Here is a 17088-nt window from a genome sequence, read left to right on the forward strand (position 1 = left end):
GGTAGCAGCGATTAAGCGATTAAAAGAAGGAGGTTAAACTTGAACCCTCTATTTATGTGTATGTTTAGGACATCTCAGCTATCCTTCACTTTACTTGCATTTGCTCTGTTCAGTGCATCTCCTGTAGTTAATGCAGCTCAAACCGATCATTCTTTGAACTTTAGCGGAACATCCTTACTTAAAGTAAACGATTATGATGTCCTGTACAGCGCTCCCGTAGGCCCATATACAAATAAAGAAAATCGTTTAATGGCTCCCCTTCGTTCGGTGTCTGAACTTCTTGGTGCTAAAGTTGAATACAATTTGAAGTCACAGGAAGCTATTATCAACTGGAAAAAAGACAAGATTATGTTTTACAAAGGTAAGGATATGTATGAGTTGAACGGTGAGACTGTACAAATGGATAGCTATCCTGAAGTGAAGCAGAATTCTTTTATCATTCCACTTGGTGTATTACTAAGAGCTATGGATATTCCATTTGAATATAAAAATAATAAGGTTGTTTTGCAAAATGAATCTTTTAACCAAAGTAAGGTTCTTCAACATGTCACCGAATTGGATTGGGGTAGGAACAATATATTAGATAACAATTCTATTTTAGACGTTCGTGATTTTAAATTAATAGCCAAGACAAATTCCTCAGGAGAACTAGAGGGTAATTTAACTGTAAGTGCTTTGAACCGTTCAGGTTCTGCGATTAAAGAAGGCAAGGAGGATTTACACGAAATATTTGTCTTTAATCAAACGCTTAACATGGATGCTGATCAAGCTTCCGTAGATATTCCCGATAGAAAGCGTCCAAAGATTGAAAAGGGAAGCTCGGTTTCTCGAAGCATTTCATTTCTCACTATAAAAGATCCTCTTCAATATGTATTAGTTGCTGGTAGAACGATAAAAACAAAAGATGAGCTTAAGTGAAAAAGATAAAAAATAGTCCTTCACGCCTTGTTGGATTTCGGCTTCTGATTTACCATGGAGAAGGTAAAAACCTCTCCTTTTGGGGATGCGAAAAGCAGGATTCAAATGTATATCTTACACTTTGAATTTTGATCTTAGGGAGGCTTAAAACTGAAAAAGTTATGTATATTTTTGTTATTTATCTTGTTTATAGGCTGTAGCAACGATACAAATTCAAGTATCGAGCAGAACATAGTACCCAATGAAAAGAGGGTGCAGGGCTACTCCTTAGGACTTTACAATAGCAATTCCACCATAGAAGCCAAGCGTTCATTTCATATAAAAGATGAAATTTTTGAAAAAAGTATTATATTTGCGAATAAGACTAATCAGGAGAAGACATTTATATTACTTGTTTTTGATAATGGAAAGCAAAGAAACTTTAAAATAATGATAATGATATGCAGTACTTTCGCTTTACTTTAGCTAAAAATCAAAGTGAGACGATTCCTGTGAAAATAGAAGGTATCGCAGACGGATTCCATGCGACAAATTTTATAATTCTCAAAAATCCAGATGAAGTTGTGACAGATAGCAATACATTAGCAAAGGTCGATTCTCTATCTCAAACATATAATATTCGATTGAATTTGTTTAAGAACTTGGGGGATATCCCTATGGAGCGGCCTCAACAAGTGAATAGTGAAAAATTAAAAGAAGCGCGTATAGATGGTATTTTTGTAGGTAAGCAAGGTGATGCTTATAAAGCCTTGTTACAAACGGAGGATGATAATCTAAGATTCAACGTTCTATACGGCAACTTATCGGAGGAGTCAATTGATTTTTATATTGTATCGCTAGTCGATTGGGAGCAAGTAAATATAAATGGAAATCAAAATATTTATGATGAACTCTCTAAAGGAGAGAACAAAAAAATCACTGTATCTATAGACAATAAGAAGAATGGAAAAGTCATGATTTTATTCATGCTGACTAATCCATTTTCGCCCTTGCCTGATGATAATCCTTATACAGCAAGTCCTAATGCAAGTTTTAAAGTTAAGCTGATAGATTAATTTTTTGAAGCTACAGCATTTTTTTGTTTTCGCCCAGTCGATTGCTTGAAGGCAATCGGCCTTTTTAATTTTGCATAGTACACCCGATTATATTGACTGATCGCTCATGCTCTTGGGTTGGATCATAATACAAGTAATGATTTAATGTATGCGTATGTTACGTCCATAACAACGCTCAGCGCTAATGATAAAGCTTCATACGATCTTGCTTATAAAAGATACTAATTAAGGAGGTACGACCAATGAGAACTAGCATGAAGAAAGCATTTATGTTCTTGTCCATTTTCACTACGGTTGCAATACTGGCTTCTGGTTGTTCAAATCCTAAAATAGACAAGAATATAACGAAGTCTGGCGAGATTCCGACCAGTTATTTACAAGCATCATTTGTTATAGATATAAATAACCCCAAAGAGGTTGTAGGTTATGCTGACTATGCGTTTGTAGGCCTCGTAGAAGAAATGACGGGAACCGACTATAAATTTCCTGTAACGAAAGAAACGGAAGATGGACCCAAAGTATTGACAAGTCCCTATACAAATTACTCCGTTAAAGTGCTTAGTAATATAAAAGGTAATTTAAAGAAGGATGTTTCCATTCCTATTCAAAAATTTGGGGGACTGAATGATGATAAGAGCACATATTTCTTATTTGAAGATGATTCCCTACCACAAAAAGGAAAGGTATATGTGTTCACTGCGACCGCAGAGCAGGATGGTTCCTTGCTCGTATCAGGCCCTAATTCTAACATAGAGGTAAAAACAGATTTCTTTTCGAAAAAAAGTATTCAGCCAATTAGTGAAGAGAGCATTGCTAATGAACTAGCCAAGACAGAGGAGTATAAAGCGTATCAAGATGCCTATAAAAATGAGATTGTTAAAGATCGAGAAAGATTTACTTCCAATTATGAAGCTCCTTAATATGAGCATTCTGCATAGATTCCCAGAGGAAATCGGATGAGGAGAAACTCTAAATACCAATTTTTGATATAGATTTTTGTAAAGCAGTCTAAACCTCTACTATAAGGGGTGTAGACTGTTTTTAATCTAAAGTTGTATATTCTCTTACTTTGCAAATCCTCAAAATAAAAAACCAGCTCGAAGAGCTGGCTCCACGGTATAAAATGCTTTAACAAAAATCATCAAACCCCACCATGTTGTTCAAATGGTTTGTAAGTAGATCCATTTTCTAGATGCTGTATTGGAATGATCACTATTGCCACTAACAGAAGAATAGTCACCAAAAGGAGTAGCCTTAACTTATTCTTCATCATCACGCACCTCATTAATTAAAGTTTGGTAGGATGTTATTATATCGGAAGATGCACTTACTCTATAAAGCTCAAGCAATTTCACACATTTGATTATACATCGCTTGTTGTTAGTAGTAGAGGATATTTCCAAACTGTTGATTAAATATTTAAATCCCTCTTGATATTCACCTCTACGTAAGTTGTAATTAGCTAATTCCTGTAAAAAATGAGCGATGCGCTCTGACATGAATTGTTGGGTGTACACGCCTACACTTTTTTGTTGTTTAACTAGAGACTGGATCTCTGTTTCAAACCGCTTGAGTACATCATCTACATTAAAATCATATTGGTTAGCCGCTTCAATTATGTTAACCAGTGCGGTGAGAACCTCGTTTTTCTTGGAAGTAACGTAAGTTAAATAGTCTGGAAGGACACTTATATCTCCAGCCAACAGCTTATTCACGTAAGTGTTAGCCTGCGCCCATTCTGTAAACCGCCCCTTCCATAGCAAGGTCTGTTCATCCGTTTCCTTTACCCAACTTAAATCAGCGTAAGTGTACGTATACTTCAATGCCTGATTGTAGTCTTTCTGGGCCTCACAGACACCTGCATGAAGTAAATAGGAGTAGGCCCAATACACAAATGGGGGATTGACTGGATTCTTCTTTTTCCGTCTTTTCAACTTAACCTGTTGATTGATCCCGCACTGAATGGCAGCCTTGTCTCCCATGATCTTAGCGAATATGTTTACCTTACCCCATTTTCGTAATGAGCGATATGTATTCACTAAATCTTTTAACGCGTCGAGCTGGTCAGCATCATCAAGTCGTTCAACGTAATCCTCGAAATGGATCGCAGCCTGGTAATTTATTTCCTGGTCGTCCCCTTGCTTCGCCATAAAAATGCGGTACTGACAAAGGGCTAGTCGCTCAGAGTGCTGCTTTTTCTCACCGACGGCTATGCTTTCATATAGGATGATGGATGCTGTGAATTTCCCTTGTTGGAAAAAGTCCTCAGCTATGGTAAACAGGGCATCGGCGTATGCCAGCTTTTCCATGAGCAAGCTGACGACCTGCTCAATACAATCCAACTTGTCCAACTCCGCGCAATTGTACAAAAGGGGTCTGACTCTACGGATGTTAGGGGTTGTTGAACTCAAAAATTCCTCAATATAATTCTTGTAAAAATGCCCTTTGGAGTGGCCTAACGTATCTGTAATGCGATCTAACTGATGAACGGAGAGTGTACGGTTGCCTGTGACGATCCCGCTTATTGTGCCTGGATTGATGTCTGCCACCAGACCGAATTGGGTAATGTTTAACCCATTCTGTTTCATGAAGTTTTCCAGTTCTGCGCGTATCGTGGTTGTAGGTTCCAAATGTAACAACCCCTTTAACGTAACGTTTTATGTAGTCCGTTAGATACCGATCTATAAGGATATTTCTTGGGACAATCCGATGCTAAAATATAAAGCTATTCTGGGAGATATTATACCATCTTATGGATGTATTATATATACTTTTCAAGTAATTACTTTTTGTGAATTATGGATGTGTAAAGCTGGAGAGATATCGAAGTTTCAAAGCACAAACAACCCTGTATATCTTGAGAAAACCAAGACACGCAGGGTCGTTCTATGTGAAAAATTTTCCAAACTACCGCTTGGCCAAGGCCAATATTTCATCTGCAACGAGATCAGGGCGATATTGATGAATATAATGCTCGGTATCCTTAACCACCAATTGCTTCGATTGCAGGGACCAAGAAGTAAATTCCTTTTCGTACTTGTTCCAGACGTCATCGGGAACCCCTAAGTAATCGGATGTCAGCACGGTAAGTGGGAAATAGAAGGGCTGTTTGTTATCCAATACGACCTTTGCATTCGTTCGCGATTGACGCAGCTCGTCCTCTATATTGGCATTTTCAAGCTTAAGCAATGAGGCTGTCAGATCAATCTTCTTCAGTTCATCCGGCACGAACTTCAAGCCGTTGCGAGCTGCACGTGAGGCTTCGATAAAACTGTCAGAGTGAAAAAGTATCCGAATTACGCCTGTTTTAATGAGCAACTGATTGATCAAGCCACCGCGTACTGGCTCCTCAGCATCAGCATAGTAATATTCCGGGCTTCCGCTATCCAACATCACGATGCCTTGTACCTCGTCCGGGTATTTCTGTGCAAACCGGAGCGTTTCGAGGGATCCTAGCGAATGTGCTACAAGCAGGTAAGGTGGCTTTTGACCAGACACCTGCAGCAATTCGTGTATTTCATTCGTTATTGTATCAATGTCACGCTTCTTGTCCGTCGTATCACTATACCCATAGCCGAACCGGTCATAAACTGCAAATTTAACATGTGGTGCAAGCTTATCGTACAGTGGGGAAAAATCAACATACGGATTGGCCGTGCCCCACCCGGAAGCGAATACAACCGTTACTTTCCCTTGTCCTCCGGTATATAAATGCATATTATGCCCATTCACATTGTATAGCTTTCCGCTGGGGGTATAAGATTTCAGATCCTGCCGGGTGCTTACCTGTTCATATATCACACCTGATGCCAGAAGAACCATAATGGCCAGCAACCCGAACATAACCGTCTTCCCTAATCTTTTAAGCCATTTTTTCACTTCTCGCACTCCCCTTTATCTCAACAGCTACTCTTCTTGTGTTCCCTTCATTATAAATGCTCAATCTTATCCAATAGAAAACAGCAGCTTAATTTTAACTTAATTATTATTTTGTTTCGTCAGCAGCCATAGTCTCTCTACATCTTTCGGATGCTCAGCAGCGAATGGGCGCATAGAGTAAATGAAAGAGGGAAGCTGCTATTCACAGCTTCCCTCTTATAGATTTTACAAGTAATCATTGTATTGTTATCACAGATATATGAGTACCGACAAATCAGTATGATTATGGTATCGACTAATGTTCTGCTCAAAGGGCATAATTGTAAAGAGAAATCCTATATCTCAAGAACTATCTAGACACTATTTTTATTGGTAAATATTAGAAGTTAATAGCGTACAATATTCATTGTGCGATATGTAAAACGAACTAAAAAAAGAATCTTTCTTATTTCATTTTAGTTATTTAAGACTATTTTTTCAACTCCTTTTTGTAACTAAATACCTATAATATATCTTTTAAGCAGTCTTCCACATAGTCGGGGGCTGCTTTTTGCATTTGGCTAACCGTATGAAGGTATCGTTGCGTCGTATTGATGTGGGAGTGTCCGAGATTTTCCTGCACCTGCTGTAACGATGCACCATGAATCAAGGCTAATGTAGCATTCGTGTGGCGAAACCAGTGGGGGGTTATCTTTTTCGTGATCCCAGCTTTTTCCCTGGCCAGCTTAATAATCGTCTCCACTTGCCTTACTGACAACGGAAACAACCTCTCTCGCATATTTAATGGTTCCTCTTGCTGGAAAGCGTCTCTGTACTGCTTGTACATCTCCCAAAGTCTTGCGGGTACTTTAACCTCGCGCTGTTTGCCTCCTTTTCCGTTAAACACGGTCAGCCACATGAACATTTCCGTCGGATCGGTATGGAAGTGATCCCACTGTATAGACACCATCTCAGACACCCGAAGCCCCAATAAAACCAGCGTGAGCGCGATCAGATAATTTCGTGCCCCCTGTGTTTTTAAATAGGCTAAAAGCTGACGCAGCTCATTTTTGGTTAAGAAATGATTTTTACTGTTCACTGGAATCCTGGGGGTTCGCACACTTGTGGTGGGATTGTGCTGAAAAATATGAATGCTCGGATCACTCCCCCACTTGTATAGCGATTTTAATGGGGCCAAGAAGCTGGCAATGGTCGCTGGTGCAGGTGTTTGCTTGGTAGGACTGCAAGCACCCTCTAATAAGCCGATTTTATAGACCTCTATATCCTGCCATGTCACTTTCCTTAACGGTTTACCAGATGTGAAATTTCGAAACTGCTGAATGGCCCTCTTGTAGTTGCGCAGGGTATACGGGGAGTTAGTGCAAGTACTTAAAAATAATCCTGTAATTTCGTCATCCGTGTACGTTTCCAGGTTATGCATGGAAGGGGCATGTAGCTGAGAAGATGTCGTTTTAGACGTATACATAAAAATATTCCTCCTGTTCGTTCGCACAATGAATATTGTGCGATATCTATTCTCAATATTAAGGCAAATCGCTGACTGCGCGTCAAACTGGAGGAATATTTATGGAAAATGTTTTAGTGAGCTGTCTAACTCGTCTGCTATCCAAAGATAAACAATTGTATGAACACTGCCTGCGGGTTGGCAATATGGCTAAGCGAATAGCTCCTTACCTGGATTTTGATGACCAGCAGACACGGAAATTCGTCATAGGTTGTTGCATTCACGATGTTGGGAAAATGCTGCTGCCGGATGACATTTTGAATAAATCAGCTCCTTTAAATGAAGAAGAGTGGAAAGTCATGAGGCTCCACCCCCTGTTGGGTACCCAGCTTATTTTAAGAGAGGGCATGCTGGAGCAGGATATTGTAGATATCGTCCGATTTCACCATGAACGCTGGGATGGACAGGGCTATCCGTTTGGCATAAGTGGTGACAAAATTCCACCTATGGCTCGAATGTGTTCCATCATGGATGCATTTGATAGTATGATTTCCGATCGACCGTATCGCCAGGGCATGTCCATTCAGGAGGCCAAAGAGGAGCTTTGGCGTCACATTGGAACACAATTTGATCTGCTATATGTTGAACGGTTTTTGCATCTGCCTGAGGACCTGTCGAGTGCCCTTGGACAATAATTCAGAGGGAGGCATGTTCCATGGTATTCACCATCGCAGGTCTTATCATTTTGATGATCGTTGTATGCTTGGTCAATGGAATTATTCATTTCATAGATTTAAAAAAACAATTGGGTATTAAAGAGCTGGAGAAAAAGGAAATTAAGAAGTTACTGGAGGAGGCCAACAGCAAGTTGAATCGGCGGGAAGCCTTTCGCTTGGGTATTCCGGATGAGGGCTGTGCATTTGAGTTTTTACATTTTGGAGATGAGGCTCTGGCAAGGCTTACTCATAGAAAAGGGATCGGTAAAATACAAGACATTAGCGTGAAGGGGCTAAAGCTGATTTGCGATTATGATCTGCCTTTGAAAAAACCAGTTCTCATTCAGGTTGAATTTGAGCTAAATAAAGAGCCTTTTGTCTTGCAGGCACATTTAATCCGAAAAGAGGCGCATATCAGCCAGCCTTTTATAACCTATGGGCTTGTGTTTGATGAAATGAGTTCCAGCGATCAGGAAAGGTTGATGTACTGCATTAATCAGCGCGTTTTAAAAACCGCAGCTCCCACCACACCTACACCTGTGGTATAAAAAAGCCACGATCGCTTTTCTGTATCTGTTCCCGTTATGCAATGACCTGAGCCGTCGGGGAAAGGATCACAAGACGATCGTGGCTATTATATCTATTGTCCGCTGTACGGATTGGTGCGGTAGGTCAACGAAAATTCACCCAATCCGTCAAAGAGCTTGTCCACCAGGTAGGCAGGGTCATACAGCATCCGACCTGATCCCAGATCGCGATAGTTCTCGAAGCTCCAGCCCCATGGCGCATTAGCGGCATTGGCACGGCCGTTGTCGCCCTTGAACGTGCCGTAGCTGCTCCACAGGTCCAGCGTAAAATCGTTCCGCAGCGGCCACAGCGAGGTTTCCAGCGGGATCAGCTCGTACCCCATACGCTTGCTATCGTCAAAATTACCGATTTTGGAGTCCCATAGCTGTCCACCGGAGGCGTTGAGATTCACCGGAGTTCCGGCCTGAAAGACGTAGCCGGATTTGCCTTTGGCGCCTTTACCGTTGTAAGGCTTGAGCGCGTGTCCGAAATCACCGTCCGATTCGAGGAAGGACTCGTCATTTTGCGCACTGTATACCAAGGGATGGGTGCCGGAGGCGTTCGTTTCAGTGGTGAAGTTGCTGTCATAGTAAACTGAGCTCATTCCTGGATCATATTGAACCGCCTTGTTGGCAGGGCCATACATGCCCAGCTTGGCGTGTCTCGGCATCAAAGCCAATTCCAGCTCGCCGTTCGGATTGGTCACCTTGGTGCCGTCTTTTTTGGCTGTGCCTGGCTTGCGGATCGTGAACATCATGCCTTCCATATCATTTTCATGATCTCCCAATGTCCCTCGTGGATCATGTGTAGCGTAGAACAGATCATAGCCGATGAAATAGTGGGTATCTGATTCCACGACCGACCAGTATACGCTTGGTTTCAAGGGTAAGCTGCTGCCTTTGGCATACTTGCCGATATTGTCCCAGTTGTTTAGCCCTGACCAGTCGCCGTCAAAGTTTACGGGAATCGGAATATCCCCTTCGGGGTTGTTACCTACATCCTGATACAGCACAGGCGACCAGTATTCCGCAAGTCTGGATTGCTCGGATGCGCTCAGACCCGCTGCTGCTGCCTTGGATGGAGCCACAGCGGGTGCGACCAATGTCGCCCCCAGAATGATAACCGCTGCTAATGCTTTGCTTCCTTTTTTCCACATGCTAAACACACTCCTTCGTTTCGTGAGATTTTTAATTCCAGTGGAGCAGATTGACGATACCGTAGTGCGTGGCAAACACCTGATAGACGATGCCGTCAATAATAACCCAGGAAATAAAATGGTTTGCGATATCTTCTGAATGTGGGAGGAGGTCAGCTCATGGAGCATCACCGCCAGCAGCGCATATAGCTGCCAGTCTATTTTCATTTTTTTCCAAACCTGACGATATACAGTTCTCTCTTTCTTCGAAGAATACCTGCCTGTCCGCACAGTTTCCGCGTTTGTATTCATACAGCGGCCTTTGATGAATCCCTCCCGTGTGGATCGTAGGTAATAAGATGCGTTTCACAATTCGGTTATACCCCGGCTGTGGACCTCGGGATATAAAAATAATTAAGTGGAGACATTTTCAAACTTTCGTTAGAATTATGGCATGTGAATATTTGAGAACAATAAAATAACCCTAGAATTTTCTTATGCTTACGGAGGCTAATCCATTGAAACCAAAAATAGAAGATGTAGCAAAGCGTGCGGGTGTTTCTCCAACGACGGTTTCCAGAGTCATGAATAACAGGGGATATATCAGTGAAAAGACACGTTCGTTAGTATACAACGCTATGGAAGAGCTGAATTATGTACCGAACGAAATGGCCAGATCGCTGTTATCCAAACAAAGCAACATTATAGGGTTGATTTTTCCAACCGTGAGTAATCCCTTTTATGCGGAACTGATATTTCATATTGAACTCGCTTGCGAGGAGCTGGGGTATAAGGTTTTTTTGTGCAACAGTTTGAAAAGTGCAGAGAAGGAAGCCAATTATTTGAGCATGCTGCTGCGGAACCAAGTGGATGGAATTATTGTCGGTAGTCATAACAGGGGTGTATTTGAGCGAGTAAACTCTTCATTCCCGATTGTCTCCATTGACCAGTATATTTCTGAAGAGGCGGTTGTCGTTTCTTCGGATAATTATTTGGGTGGGAAGCTGGCAACGGAACATTTAATTCATAAAGGCTGTAAGAAAATCATTCATATCAATGGGCCGTACATGCTGCAAACCGATACACATTTGCGTTTGGAGGCCTACCAAAAAACGATGGAGAATCACGGCTTGGAGTCCGTTTTTTACGAAGTCCCAAGATCTTTTGATCAAGAATTATATAAACAAATCATTCATCAGATTTTTAGTGAGCATCCAGATGTGGATGGTATTTTTGCGAGTGATGATATCTTGGCGGCAAACGTTTATTTTGAAGCCTTGAAGACAGGTAGACGTGTGCCGGAAACGTTGAAAGTTGTTGGATATGATGGGACAGAGACGGCCCAAGCCTTTATGCCACAGTTAACCACCATTCGTCAGCCCATTCAGCAAATGGCCCGGCAAGCCGTAGAAATTTTGAACAAACGAATTAATGGACAGGACTACAAAGGGGACTTAAATCCGCTGCTCCCGGTCCATTTGATCCTTGGGCACACAACCTAGAATGATGGCCGTTCCCCTATTCTTTTGTTGGGTAACGGTCATATATTTTTTTTTGAAAATTTCATGTCAATCGTTTGACATGTCAATCCTTTAGTATATAATATAAATCATTATAGAACGTTTTCTGAAAACGCTTTACTTGCAACGTGAATCTCACATAAGGGGACGAAGAAGATGAGCAATAAGTTAAGCCTCAAAGAGAAGTTAAGCTATGGACTAAGTGATACCGCTTACAATTTGGTATTCACTGTTGTTTCAACATATCTCATGTTTTACTACACCGATGTTGCAGGACTAAGCCTCGAATCTGTCGGTCTGTTATTTTTAATTGTCCGTGTACTCGATGCCTTTGCCAGTCCGATCTTCGGGATTCTCATTGATAGAACCAATTCCAAGTATGGTAAAGCACGGCCCTGGTTTCTATGGTTGGCAATTCCATTCGGGATTATCACGGTGCTGTCTTTTGCTGTAGGTTATTTCGATGATTCTTATAAACTGGCTTATGCCTATATTACCTACATTTTACTGAACATTATCTTTGCAGGTATCAATGTACCTATTTCGGCGATGCTACCGAGTCTCACTGCGAATCCACTGGAAAGAAGCTCGGCCAATATGTTTCGTAATATCGGCGGACAGATTGGTGTGTTGGTATCAGGTGTGGTTGTTCTTCCATTGGTCATTTTTTTTGGAGGGGGAACGAACCAAAAGGGATTTATATTCACCATGGGGATATTCTCCGTGTTATCCGTAATTATGTTTCTTTTAACGTTTAGGAATACGAGAGAGCGTGTTCAATATGATCAGGGTAAACCGGTTCCTTTCCGAGACAGCATTAAGGCGCTCTTGCCCAATTTTCCATGGTGGATGCTTGCACTGACTAATTTTGTGATCTTTATCGGAGTAGTGGCCAAAGGGTCTACCATGATATTCTTCTTTAAATATAATATGGGAAACGAGGGAATGAGCTCGCTTGCCAATGGGATTAATGCAGGTGCCATGATCATCGGTATGTTGCTAGTTCCATTTATTGTGAAGAAAATGAAGAACCGAAATCTGGTTTTGATCGGGTTACTGGTCAGTATTCTGGGACAGATTGTGATGTGGATGGGTTCGATGGAGCCTTCTCTTGCTCTTACACTGTTTGGTGTTGCTCTGGGATCGTTTGGTTTGGGGGCTGCGCAAAGTACGGTTTTTGTTATGTTTGCCGATACCGTCGATTTTGGAGAATGGAAGTTTGGTGTCAGAGCTCAAGGTCTGTTAACGGCAGCCGGAACGATCGGAATTCAGTTTGGCGCAGGGATTGCAGGAGCTTTAACATCCAAAATTCTGGCTAAGGGAGGGTTTGTAGCTAACATGGTGCAGACAGAGTCTGCATTGCAGGCCATTACAACTAATTTTGTCTGGATTCCTGCGATTGCATTTGCGATATGTATGCTCTTCATTTATATGTACCGGATTGACTTTGTCCAAAGCCAAATGCGTGCAGAGCTGACTGAAAGAAGAGCGGCTCAGTAACTTAACATATTCATATTCAAAAAATTTGAGATTGAGGTGGCTGTCATGTCATTACAATATATTGAAACTTCTGTTCATGGGTTGACGCTAAGAGGAACAGCTCATATTCCTGAGACACTCAAGGGCGGTAAATATCCTACTGTCATTATGTTTCATGGATTCGGGGCTAACCGGATCGAATATTTTTACTCATTTGTCCAAATTTCACGCCTGCTTGAGAAGCAAGGGATTGCAGCTGTGCGGTTTGATTTTGGAGGGCATGGCGAAAGCGAGGGAGATTTTTACGACGTGACCATTTCCGGAGAGGTGGAAGAGGGAAAGGCCATCGTTAACTTTGTCCGGCAGCTGGAATTCGTAGACCCGTCCCGAGTCAGTCTAATGGGTATGAGCCTAGGGAGCGTGGTTGCCAGTATAGTAGCTGGTGATTTGTCTGAAGACATTCACTCTTTATGTATGTGGTCCCCTGCGGCAACCGTAACCGACGAAATCAATAACAACAAAACGATTCAGGGACAACCAATTTCGTCCATGGATCAACAGGGGTACTTTGATTTCAACAGTTTGCGTCTTGGACCAGGATTCATTGAGGATGTAGCCAGCTTGGATATTTACACCAGAGCCTCAAGTTTTAAAGGAAATGTCGCCATTATACATGGAGATCAGGACTTTATAGCGCCTATCCAATATGCCTATCAATATGAACAAACCTATTCACAGCCCATTGGCATTCAGATCATTGAAGGTGCCGACCATTCATGGGGAAATGTACCTCATCGGGAACAGCTATTCAGAAATACGTTAGATTTTTTTGAAAAGAACGCTAAATAATAGATATCCCACAGCGGGAGAACAGGGGAGAAACCATCGTGTCCATTAAAAATGAAATTATGCTTATCACTTATGCAGACAGCATGGGGAAGAATTTGAAAGAGCTGGGGGAACTGCTAAACGGCCATTTTAGACAGGTTATCGGTGGCGTTCATTTGCTTCCTTTTTATCCGTCTTCGGCAGACCGTGGCTTTGCTCCGATGACCTATGAGAACGTTGACGCACCCTTTGGTGACTGGGAAGATATTAAACGGCTGTCTCAGGATTTTTACCTCATGTTTGATTTTATGATTAATCATATCTCTCGCAGCTCGGCGTATTTTCAGGACTTTGTTCAACATAAAGACGCTTCGCCGTACGCCGACTTGTTTATCCGGTACAAAGATTTTTGGCCGAATGGAGAGCCCACTCAGGAAGAAGTGGATTTGATTTATAAAAGAAAGCCACGTGCGCCTTATATTGATGTCGAATTTAAGGATGGTACGACGGAAAAGGTATGGTGTACCTTTGATGAGGAACAGGTGGATCTTAATCTGCACTCCGATGTGACCCAGCAATTTGTCAGAGAAAACCTGATTCGTCTGGCTGAAATGGGTGCTTCGATCATCCGACTTGATGCTTTTGCATATGCTACCAAAAAAAGAGGAACCAATTGTTTTTTCGTGGAGCCTGAAATTTGGGACATGCTTGGTGAAGCACAGGAGATGTTGAAGCCTTACGGCGTCGATGTTCTGCCGGAGATTCATGAACATTACTCCATTCAGTTGAAGCTTGCTGAGAAGGATCATTGGGTTTACGATTTTGCCCTGCCTATGCTGGTGCTGCACACACTGTATAGCGGTAATAGTGAGCGTCTCACTCACTGGCTGAACATCTGTCCGAGAAAGCAGTTTACTACGCTGGATACTCATGATGGAATTGGAGTAGTGGATGCCAAGGGCTTAATGACGGATGAAGAGATCGAAGAGACCAAAAATAATTTGTTCTCCAAGGGAGCTAACATTAAAAGGGTATACAATACGGCCGCCTATAATAACCTGGATATCTATCAACTCAACTGTACGTACTATTCAGCACTCGGCAACAACGATGATGCCTATGTACTGGCAAGAGCCATTCAGTTTTTTGCACCGGGCATTCCCCAAGTCTATTATGTAGGGCTGCTGGCAGGTGAAAATGACATCGCGCTATTGGAAGAAACGAAGGTAGGCCGTAACATTAATCGGCATTACTATTCCCAAGAGGAAGTCATTGAAAACCTGGAAAGACCAGTTATGAAGCGATTGTTTCAGTTGATGAAATTCCGCAATTCCTATCCTGCTTTTGATGGTGAAATCAAAATCGTAGAAGCTGGAAATTCCGATCAGTTGGAAATCCAATGGAAAAAAGGGACCTATCGTGCCCTTCTGAAAGCCAACGTGCGGACCCACGCATTTACAGTTGATTATGTAGATCTGGAAAAAGGGTCCCTTGTACGTCTGACAGGCGTTTAACTGATAGGACGCATCGGATCCCAAGAGCATAACAGAATATAATTTCCTGCACGGTATTCAGCCGCCCGCCCACAGTCTATTCCCTGTTGCGGGCGGATTTTCATTTTACGGTAATCACCGGGCGTGATGCCCTCCAGCTTTTTCAGGGAACGGTTCACCGCCAGCTCACGCAGCACGGATACTTCGATTTCCTCCACTATTGATTCCAGTGTATCCGCGAACCTTTTTTCTCGACCCATTCATCCGCCGCCGCTTTACGCCTGCCCGCTGTTCTCACCTTTACTCTGCCGTACCCCTACAAATATTGACGCTTCAGCTCCTGTACACGGGCTTCAATTCGTTCCGGTATGATGCGAAATAGTGAAGACCACGGCATGAACAGCTCCGGCGCGAAGTAATATTCCTCAAATTCCATGGCTGGTACGAAGGACAACGATTGGAGATGGCGCCGTACAAGCCCATCAATTTCATCATTCGTGGCAATCAGGCCGTGGAACAGCTCGTTCGTTAGCAGCCCGTCCACCCCGGCGCGTTCGTTCGCATTGGTGTACAGGTCAGGCAACAATTCGAAAATGTCCGTGATCGGCGAGAAAGCGTGCTTTCCCGGTTGAGAGTACAGACGCACATGCGTACCATCTAGTAGATTACTGCGGTCCTTGAGCAGCCCTTTGAACACTCTGCCGTGGAAGCTAGCTTCGCAGTCTACGACCTCACCATCATGCCCGACATAGACCCACACATGCTCCAGCTCATAGAGGTGACCGATTTCGTAGTCCCACCAGATGGCATACTCCACAATATGCTTCACCCGTTCGTCCGAAAATTCCAATGTGCGACGAAAGGAGGGGGAAGGACCCGGTTGATCCAGCACCGTCACACCAACAAAATCCGGGTAAAACGGCTCCTTGTGATCAAACATCAGGTAAGGCGCATATCGCTGCCAAAGAGCGGTATTGTTGTCGTTATCGGTTACATTCATGGGCGGAACCTCCGTATCGTGTAATGTAGTGAAGCTATGAATACCTGTTATTTTTGCTAATCATACAACTGCTTGTATTCCTCGTCTATATGACCCCCGGTTCGCACTTCGAGGGACGAATTATGCACTATTCTAATATTCTGAGCCTCAAATGTTATTGAGAGATGAAAGAGAAGAGATGAAAGCGTTAATGTTGAGGAAAAAAATAAAATGCGTCATTTTAAAAAAAGTCTATACATATAAATTAAATGTATAGACAAATTTAAAAAGCGGATTTATAATTACGCTGTAAACGTTTTCTAGTAGTTAGCATCCAATCAGACCTTGAAGGGAAGGAACAATCATGAAGAAAATTTTACTGGCGTGTAGCTCAGGTATGTCTACAAGTTTGCTGGTTACCAAAATGCAGGATTATGCCAAATCTATTGGAGACGAGGCTGAAATTTGGGCAGTAGGTCAAGATCAGGCGACAGAGGACATGGCTAATGCTGACGCGGTATTGATTGGCCCGCAAATGAGTTTTCTTAAAGGACAGCTGCAAAAGGAAGCTGCCCAATACGGTATCCATGTAGAAGTGATCGACATGATGGCGTACGGACTGGTGGACGGCAAAAAAGTCTATGAACAGGCTTTGAAGCTGGTGGAGCGTAAAAATGGATAAAGTCAACATAGCCGATCTGACGGAAGAGCAAATTAGTTTCCAACTCATTCTTCATAGTGGAAGCGCTCGCAGTAAAGTGATTCAAGCACTGAGCGAATACCGGAATGAGAACACGGAAGGTGCAGACGATCTCATTAAGCAGGCGAAGCAGGATTTGCGGGCTGCGCATGATATCCATTTTCAAATGGTGAAGAATGAAGCCGGAGGAACCCCAACTCCTTTGTCGCTCCTTCTGATGCATGCGGAAGATCATCTCATGTCCACGGTCACTATGAAGGATCTGGTTCAAGAGCTGCTAGAGCTTTTCAAATCCAGAAATTTATAATCTGTACACAAGAGTTTGTGAAATTAGGCATATGAAAATTTCACAACAAACCTGATGCAAGTTACTTC

General features: G+C 42.5%; 17 protein-coding genes. 11 read left to right on the plus strand and 6 right to left on the minus strand.

Annotated features, from left to right (window positions below; translation table 11 throughout):
• The first annotated feature begins 39 nt into the window (after window positions 1-39).
• From QD47_RS00090 to QD47_RS00105, 3 genes are all read left to right on the plus strand, one after another.
• Window positions 40-918 carry a copper amine oxidase N-terminal domain-containing protein gene (locus QD47_RS00090; protein ID WP_235332148.1) on the plus strand — a complete coding sequence of 293 codons (879 nt, stop codon included), beginning with the start codon at window positions 40-42 and terminating at the stop codon, window positions 916-918.
• Between the two features lie 491 nt (window positions 919-1409).
• Window positions 1410-1973 (plus strand): hypothetical protein, encoded by a 564-nt coding sequence (locus tag QD47_RS00100; RefSeq protein ID WP_152643749.1) that lies wholly within the window; start codon window positions 1410-1412, stop codon window positions 1971-1973.
• A gap of 242 nt (window positions 1974-2215) precedes the next feature.
• Window positions 2216-2893 carry a hypothetical protein gene (locus tag QD47_RS00105; RefSeq protein WP_052646696.1) on the plus strand — a complete coding sequence of 226 codons (678 nt, stop codon included), beginning with the start codon at window positions 2216-2218 and terminating at the stop codon, window positions 2891-2893.
• Between the two features lie 339 nt (window positions 2894-3232).
• Here QD47_RS00105 and QD47_RS00110 read toward each other — a convergent pair whose 3' ends face one another.
• From QD47_RS00110 to QD47_RS00120, 3 genes are all read right to left on the minus strand, one after another.
• Entirely contained in the window at window positions 3233-4603 is a 1371-nt protein-coding gene (locus QD47_RS00110; RefSeq protein ID WP_152643750.1) for a tetratricopeptide repeat protein, read from the minus strand.
• A gap of 277 nt (window positions 4604-4880) precedes the next feature.
• Window positions 4881-5852 (minus strand): alpha/beta hydrolase, encoded by a 972-nt coding sequence (locus QD47_RS00115; protein WP_044644195.1) that lies wholly within the window; start codon window positions 5850-5852, stop codon window positions 4881-4883.
• Window positions 5853-6354: 502 nt separating this feature from the next.
• The gene (locus QD47_RS00120; RefSeq protein ID WP_044644196.1) at window positions 6355-7317 is read right to left on the minus strand and encodes a tyrosine-type recombinase/integrase; all 963 of its coding nucleotides are present in this window, start codon (window positions 7315-7317) and stop codon (window positions 6355-6357) included.
• Window positions 7318-7418: 101 nt separating this feature from the next.
• Between QD47_RS00120 and QD47_RS00125 the strand changes: the two genes are divergently transcribed.
• Both QD47_RS00125 and QD47_RS00130 read left to right on the plus strand, forming a co-directional pair.
• Entirely contained in the window at window positions 7419-7991 is a 573-nt protein-coding gene (locus QD47_RS00125; protein ID WP_044644197.1) for an HD-GYP domain-containing protein, read from the plus strand.
• Between the two features lie 20 nt (window positions 7992-8011).
• Entirely contained in the window at window positions 8012-8560 is a 549-nt protein-coding gene (locus QD47_RS00130) for a PilZ domain-containing protein (protein WP_044644198.1), read from the plus strand.
• Window positions 8561-8652: 92 nt separating this feature from the next.
• Here QD47_RS00130 and QD47_RS00135 read toward each other — a convergent pair whose 3' ends face one another.
• Window positions 8653-9735: a hypothetical protein gene (locus QD47_RS00135; RefSeq protein ID WP_044644199.1), complete on the minus strand. Its 1083-nt coding sequence runs from the start codon at window positions 9733-9735 to the stop codon at window positions 8653-8655.
• Window positions 9736-10232: 497 nt separating this feature from the next.
• On the opposite strand from QD47_RS00135, the gene QD47_RS00140 reads away from it, so the two are divergent.
• From QD47_RS00140 to gtfA, 4 genes are all read left to right on the plus strand, one after another.
• On the plus strand, window positions 10233-11216 hold the full coding sequence (locus QD47_RS00140; protein WP_044644200.1) for a LacI family DNA-binding transcriptional regulator: 984 nt from the start codon (window positions 10233-10235) through the stop codon (window positions 11214-11216).
• Window positions 11217-11390: 174 nt separating this feature from the next.
• Window positions 11391-12734 (plus strand): MFS transporter, encoded by a 1344-nt coding sequence (locus tag QD47_RS00145; RefSeq protein WP_044644201.1) that lies wholly within the window; start codon window positions 11391-11393, stop codon window positions 12732-12734.
• 45 nt (window positions 12735-12779) lie between these two features.
• Window positions 12780-13562 carry an alpha/beta hydrolase family protein gene (locus QD47_RS00150; protein ID WP_044644202.1) on the plus strand — a complete coding sequence of 261 codons (783 nt, stop codon included), beginning with the start codon at window positions 12780-12782 and terminating at the stop codon, window positions 13560-13562.
• Between the two features lie 59 nt (window positions 13563-13621).
• Complete coding sequence (gene gtfA, locus QD47_RS00155) at window positions 13622-15055, plus strand: sucrose phosphorylase (protein WP_459542280.1); 1434 nt, start codon at window positions 13622-13624, stop codon at window positions 15053-15055.
• Here the strand turns inward: gtfA and QD47_RS32340 are convergent.
• Window positions 15052-15294: a hypothetical protein gene (locus QD47_RS32340; protein WP_044644204.1), complete on the minus strand. Its 243-nt coding sequence runs from the start codon at window positions 15292-15294 to the stop codon at window positions 15052-15054. The genes gtfA and QD47_RS32340 overlap by 4 nt on opposite strands.
• Window positions 15295-15350: 56 nt before the next feature.
• Window positions 15351-16034, minus strand: coding sequence for a hypothetical protein (locus tag QD47_RS00165; protein WP_044644205.1), 684 nt, complete (start codon window positions 16032-16034; stop codon window positions 15351-15353).
• A gap of 343 nt (window positions 16035-16377) precedes the next feature.
• On the opposite strand from QD47_RS00165, the gene QD47_RS00170 reads away from it, so the two are divergent.
• Together QD47_RS00170 and QD47_RS00175 are read left to right on the plus strand one after the other, a co-directional pair.
• Window positions 16378-16695, plus strand: a complete 318-nt coding sequence (locus QD47_RS00170; protein ID WP_044644206.1) for a PTS sugar transporter subunit IIB — start codon at window positions 16378-16380, stop codon at window positions 16693-16695.
• Window positions 16688-17020, plus strand: coding sequence for a PTS lactose/cellobiose transporter subunit IIA (locus QD47_RS00175; protein ID WP_025684654.1), 333 nt, complete (start codon window positions 16688-16690; stop codon window positions 17018-17020). Before QD47_RS00170 ends, QD47_RS00175 begins: the two co-directional genes overlap by 8 nt.
• Window positions 17021-17088 lie beyond the last annotated feature (68 nt).

Source organism: Paenibacillus terrae (assembly GCF_000943545.1).
GTDB classification, from domain to species: Bacteria; Bacillota; Bacilli; order Paenibacillales; family Paenibacillaceae; genus Paenibacillus; species Paenibacillus terrae_A.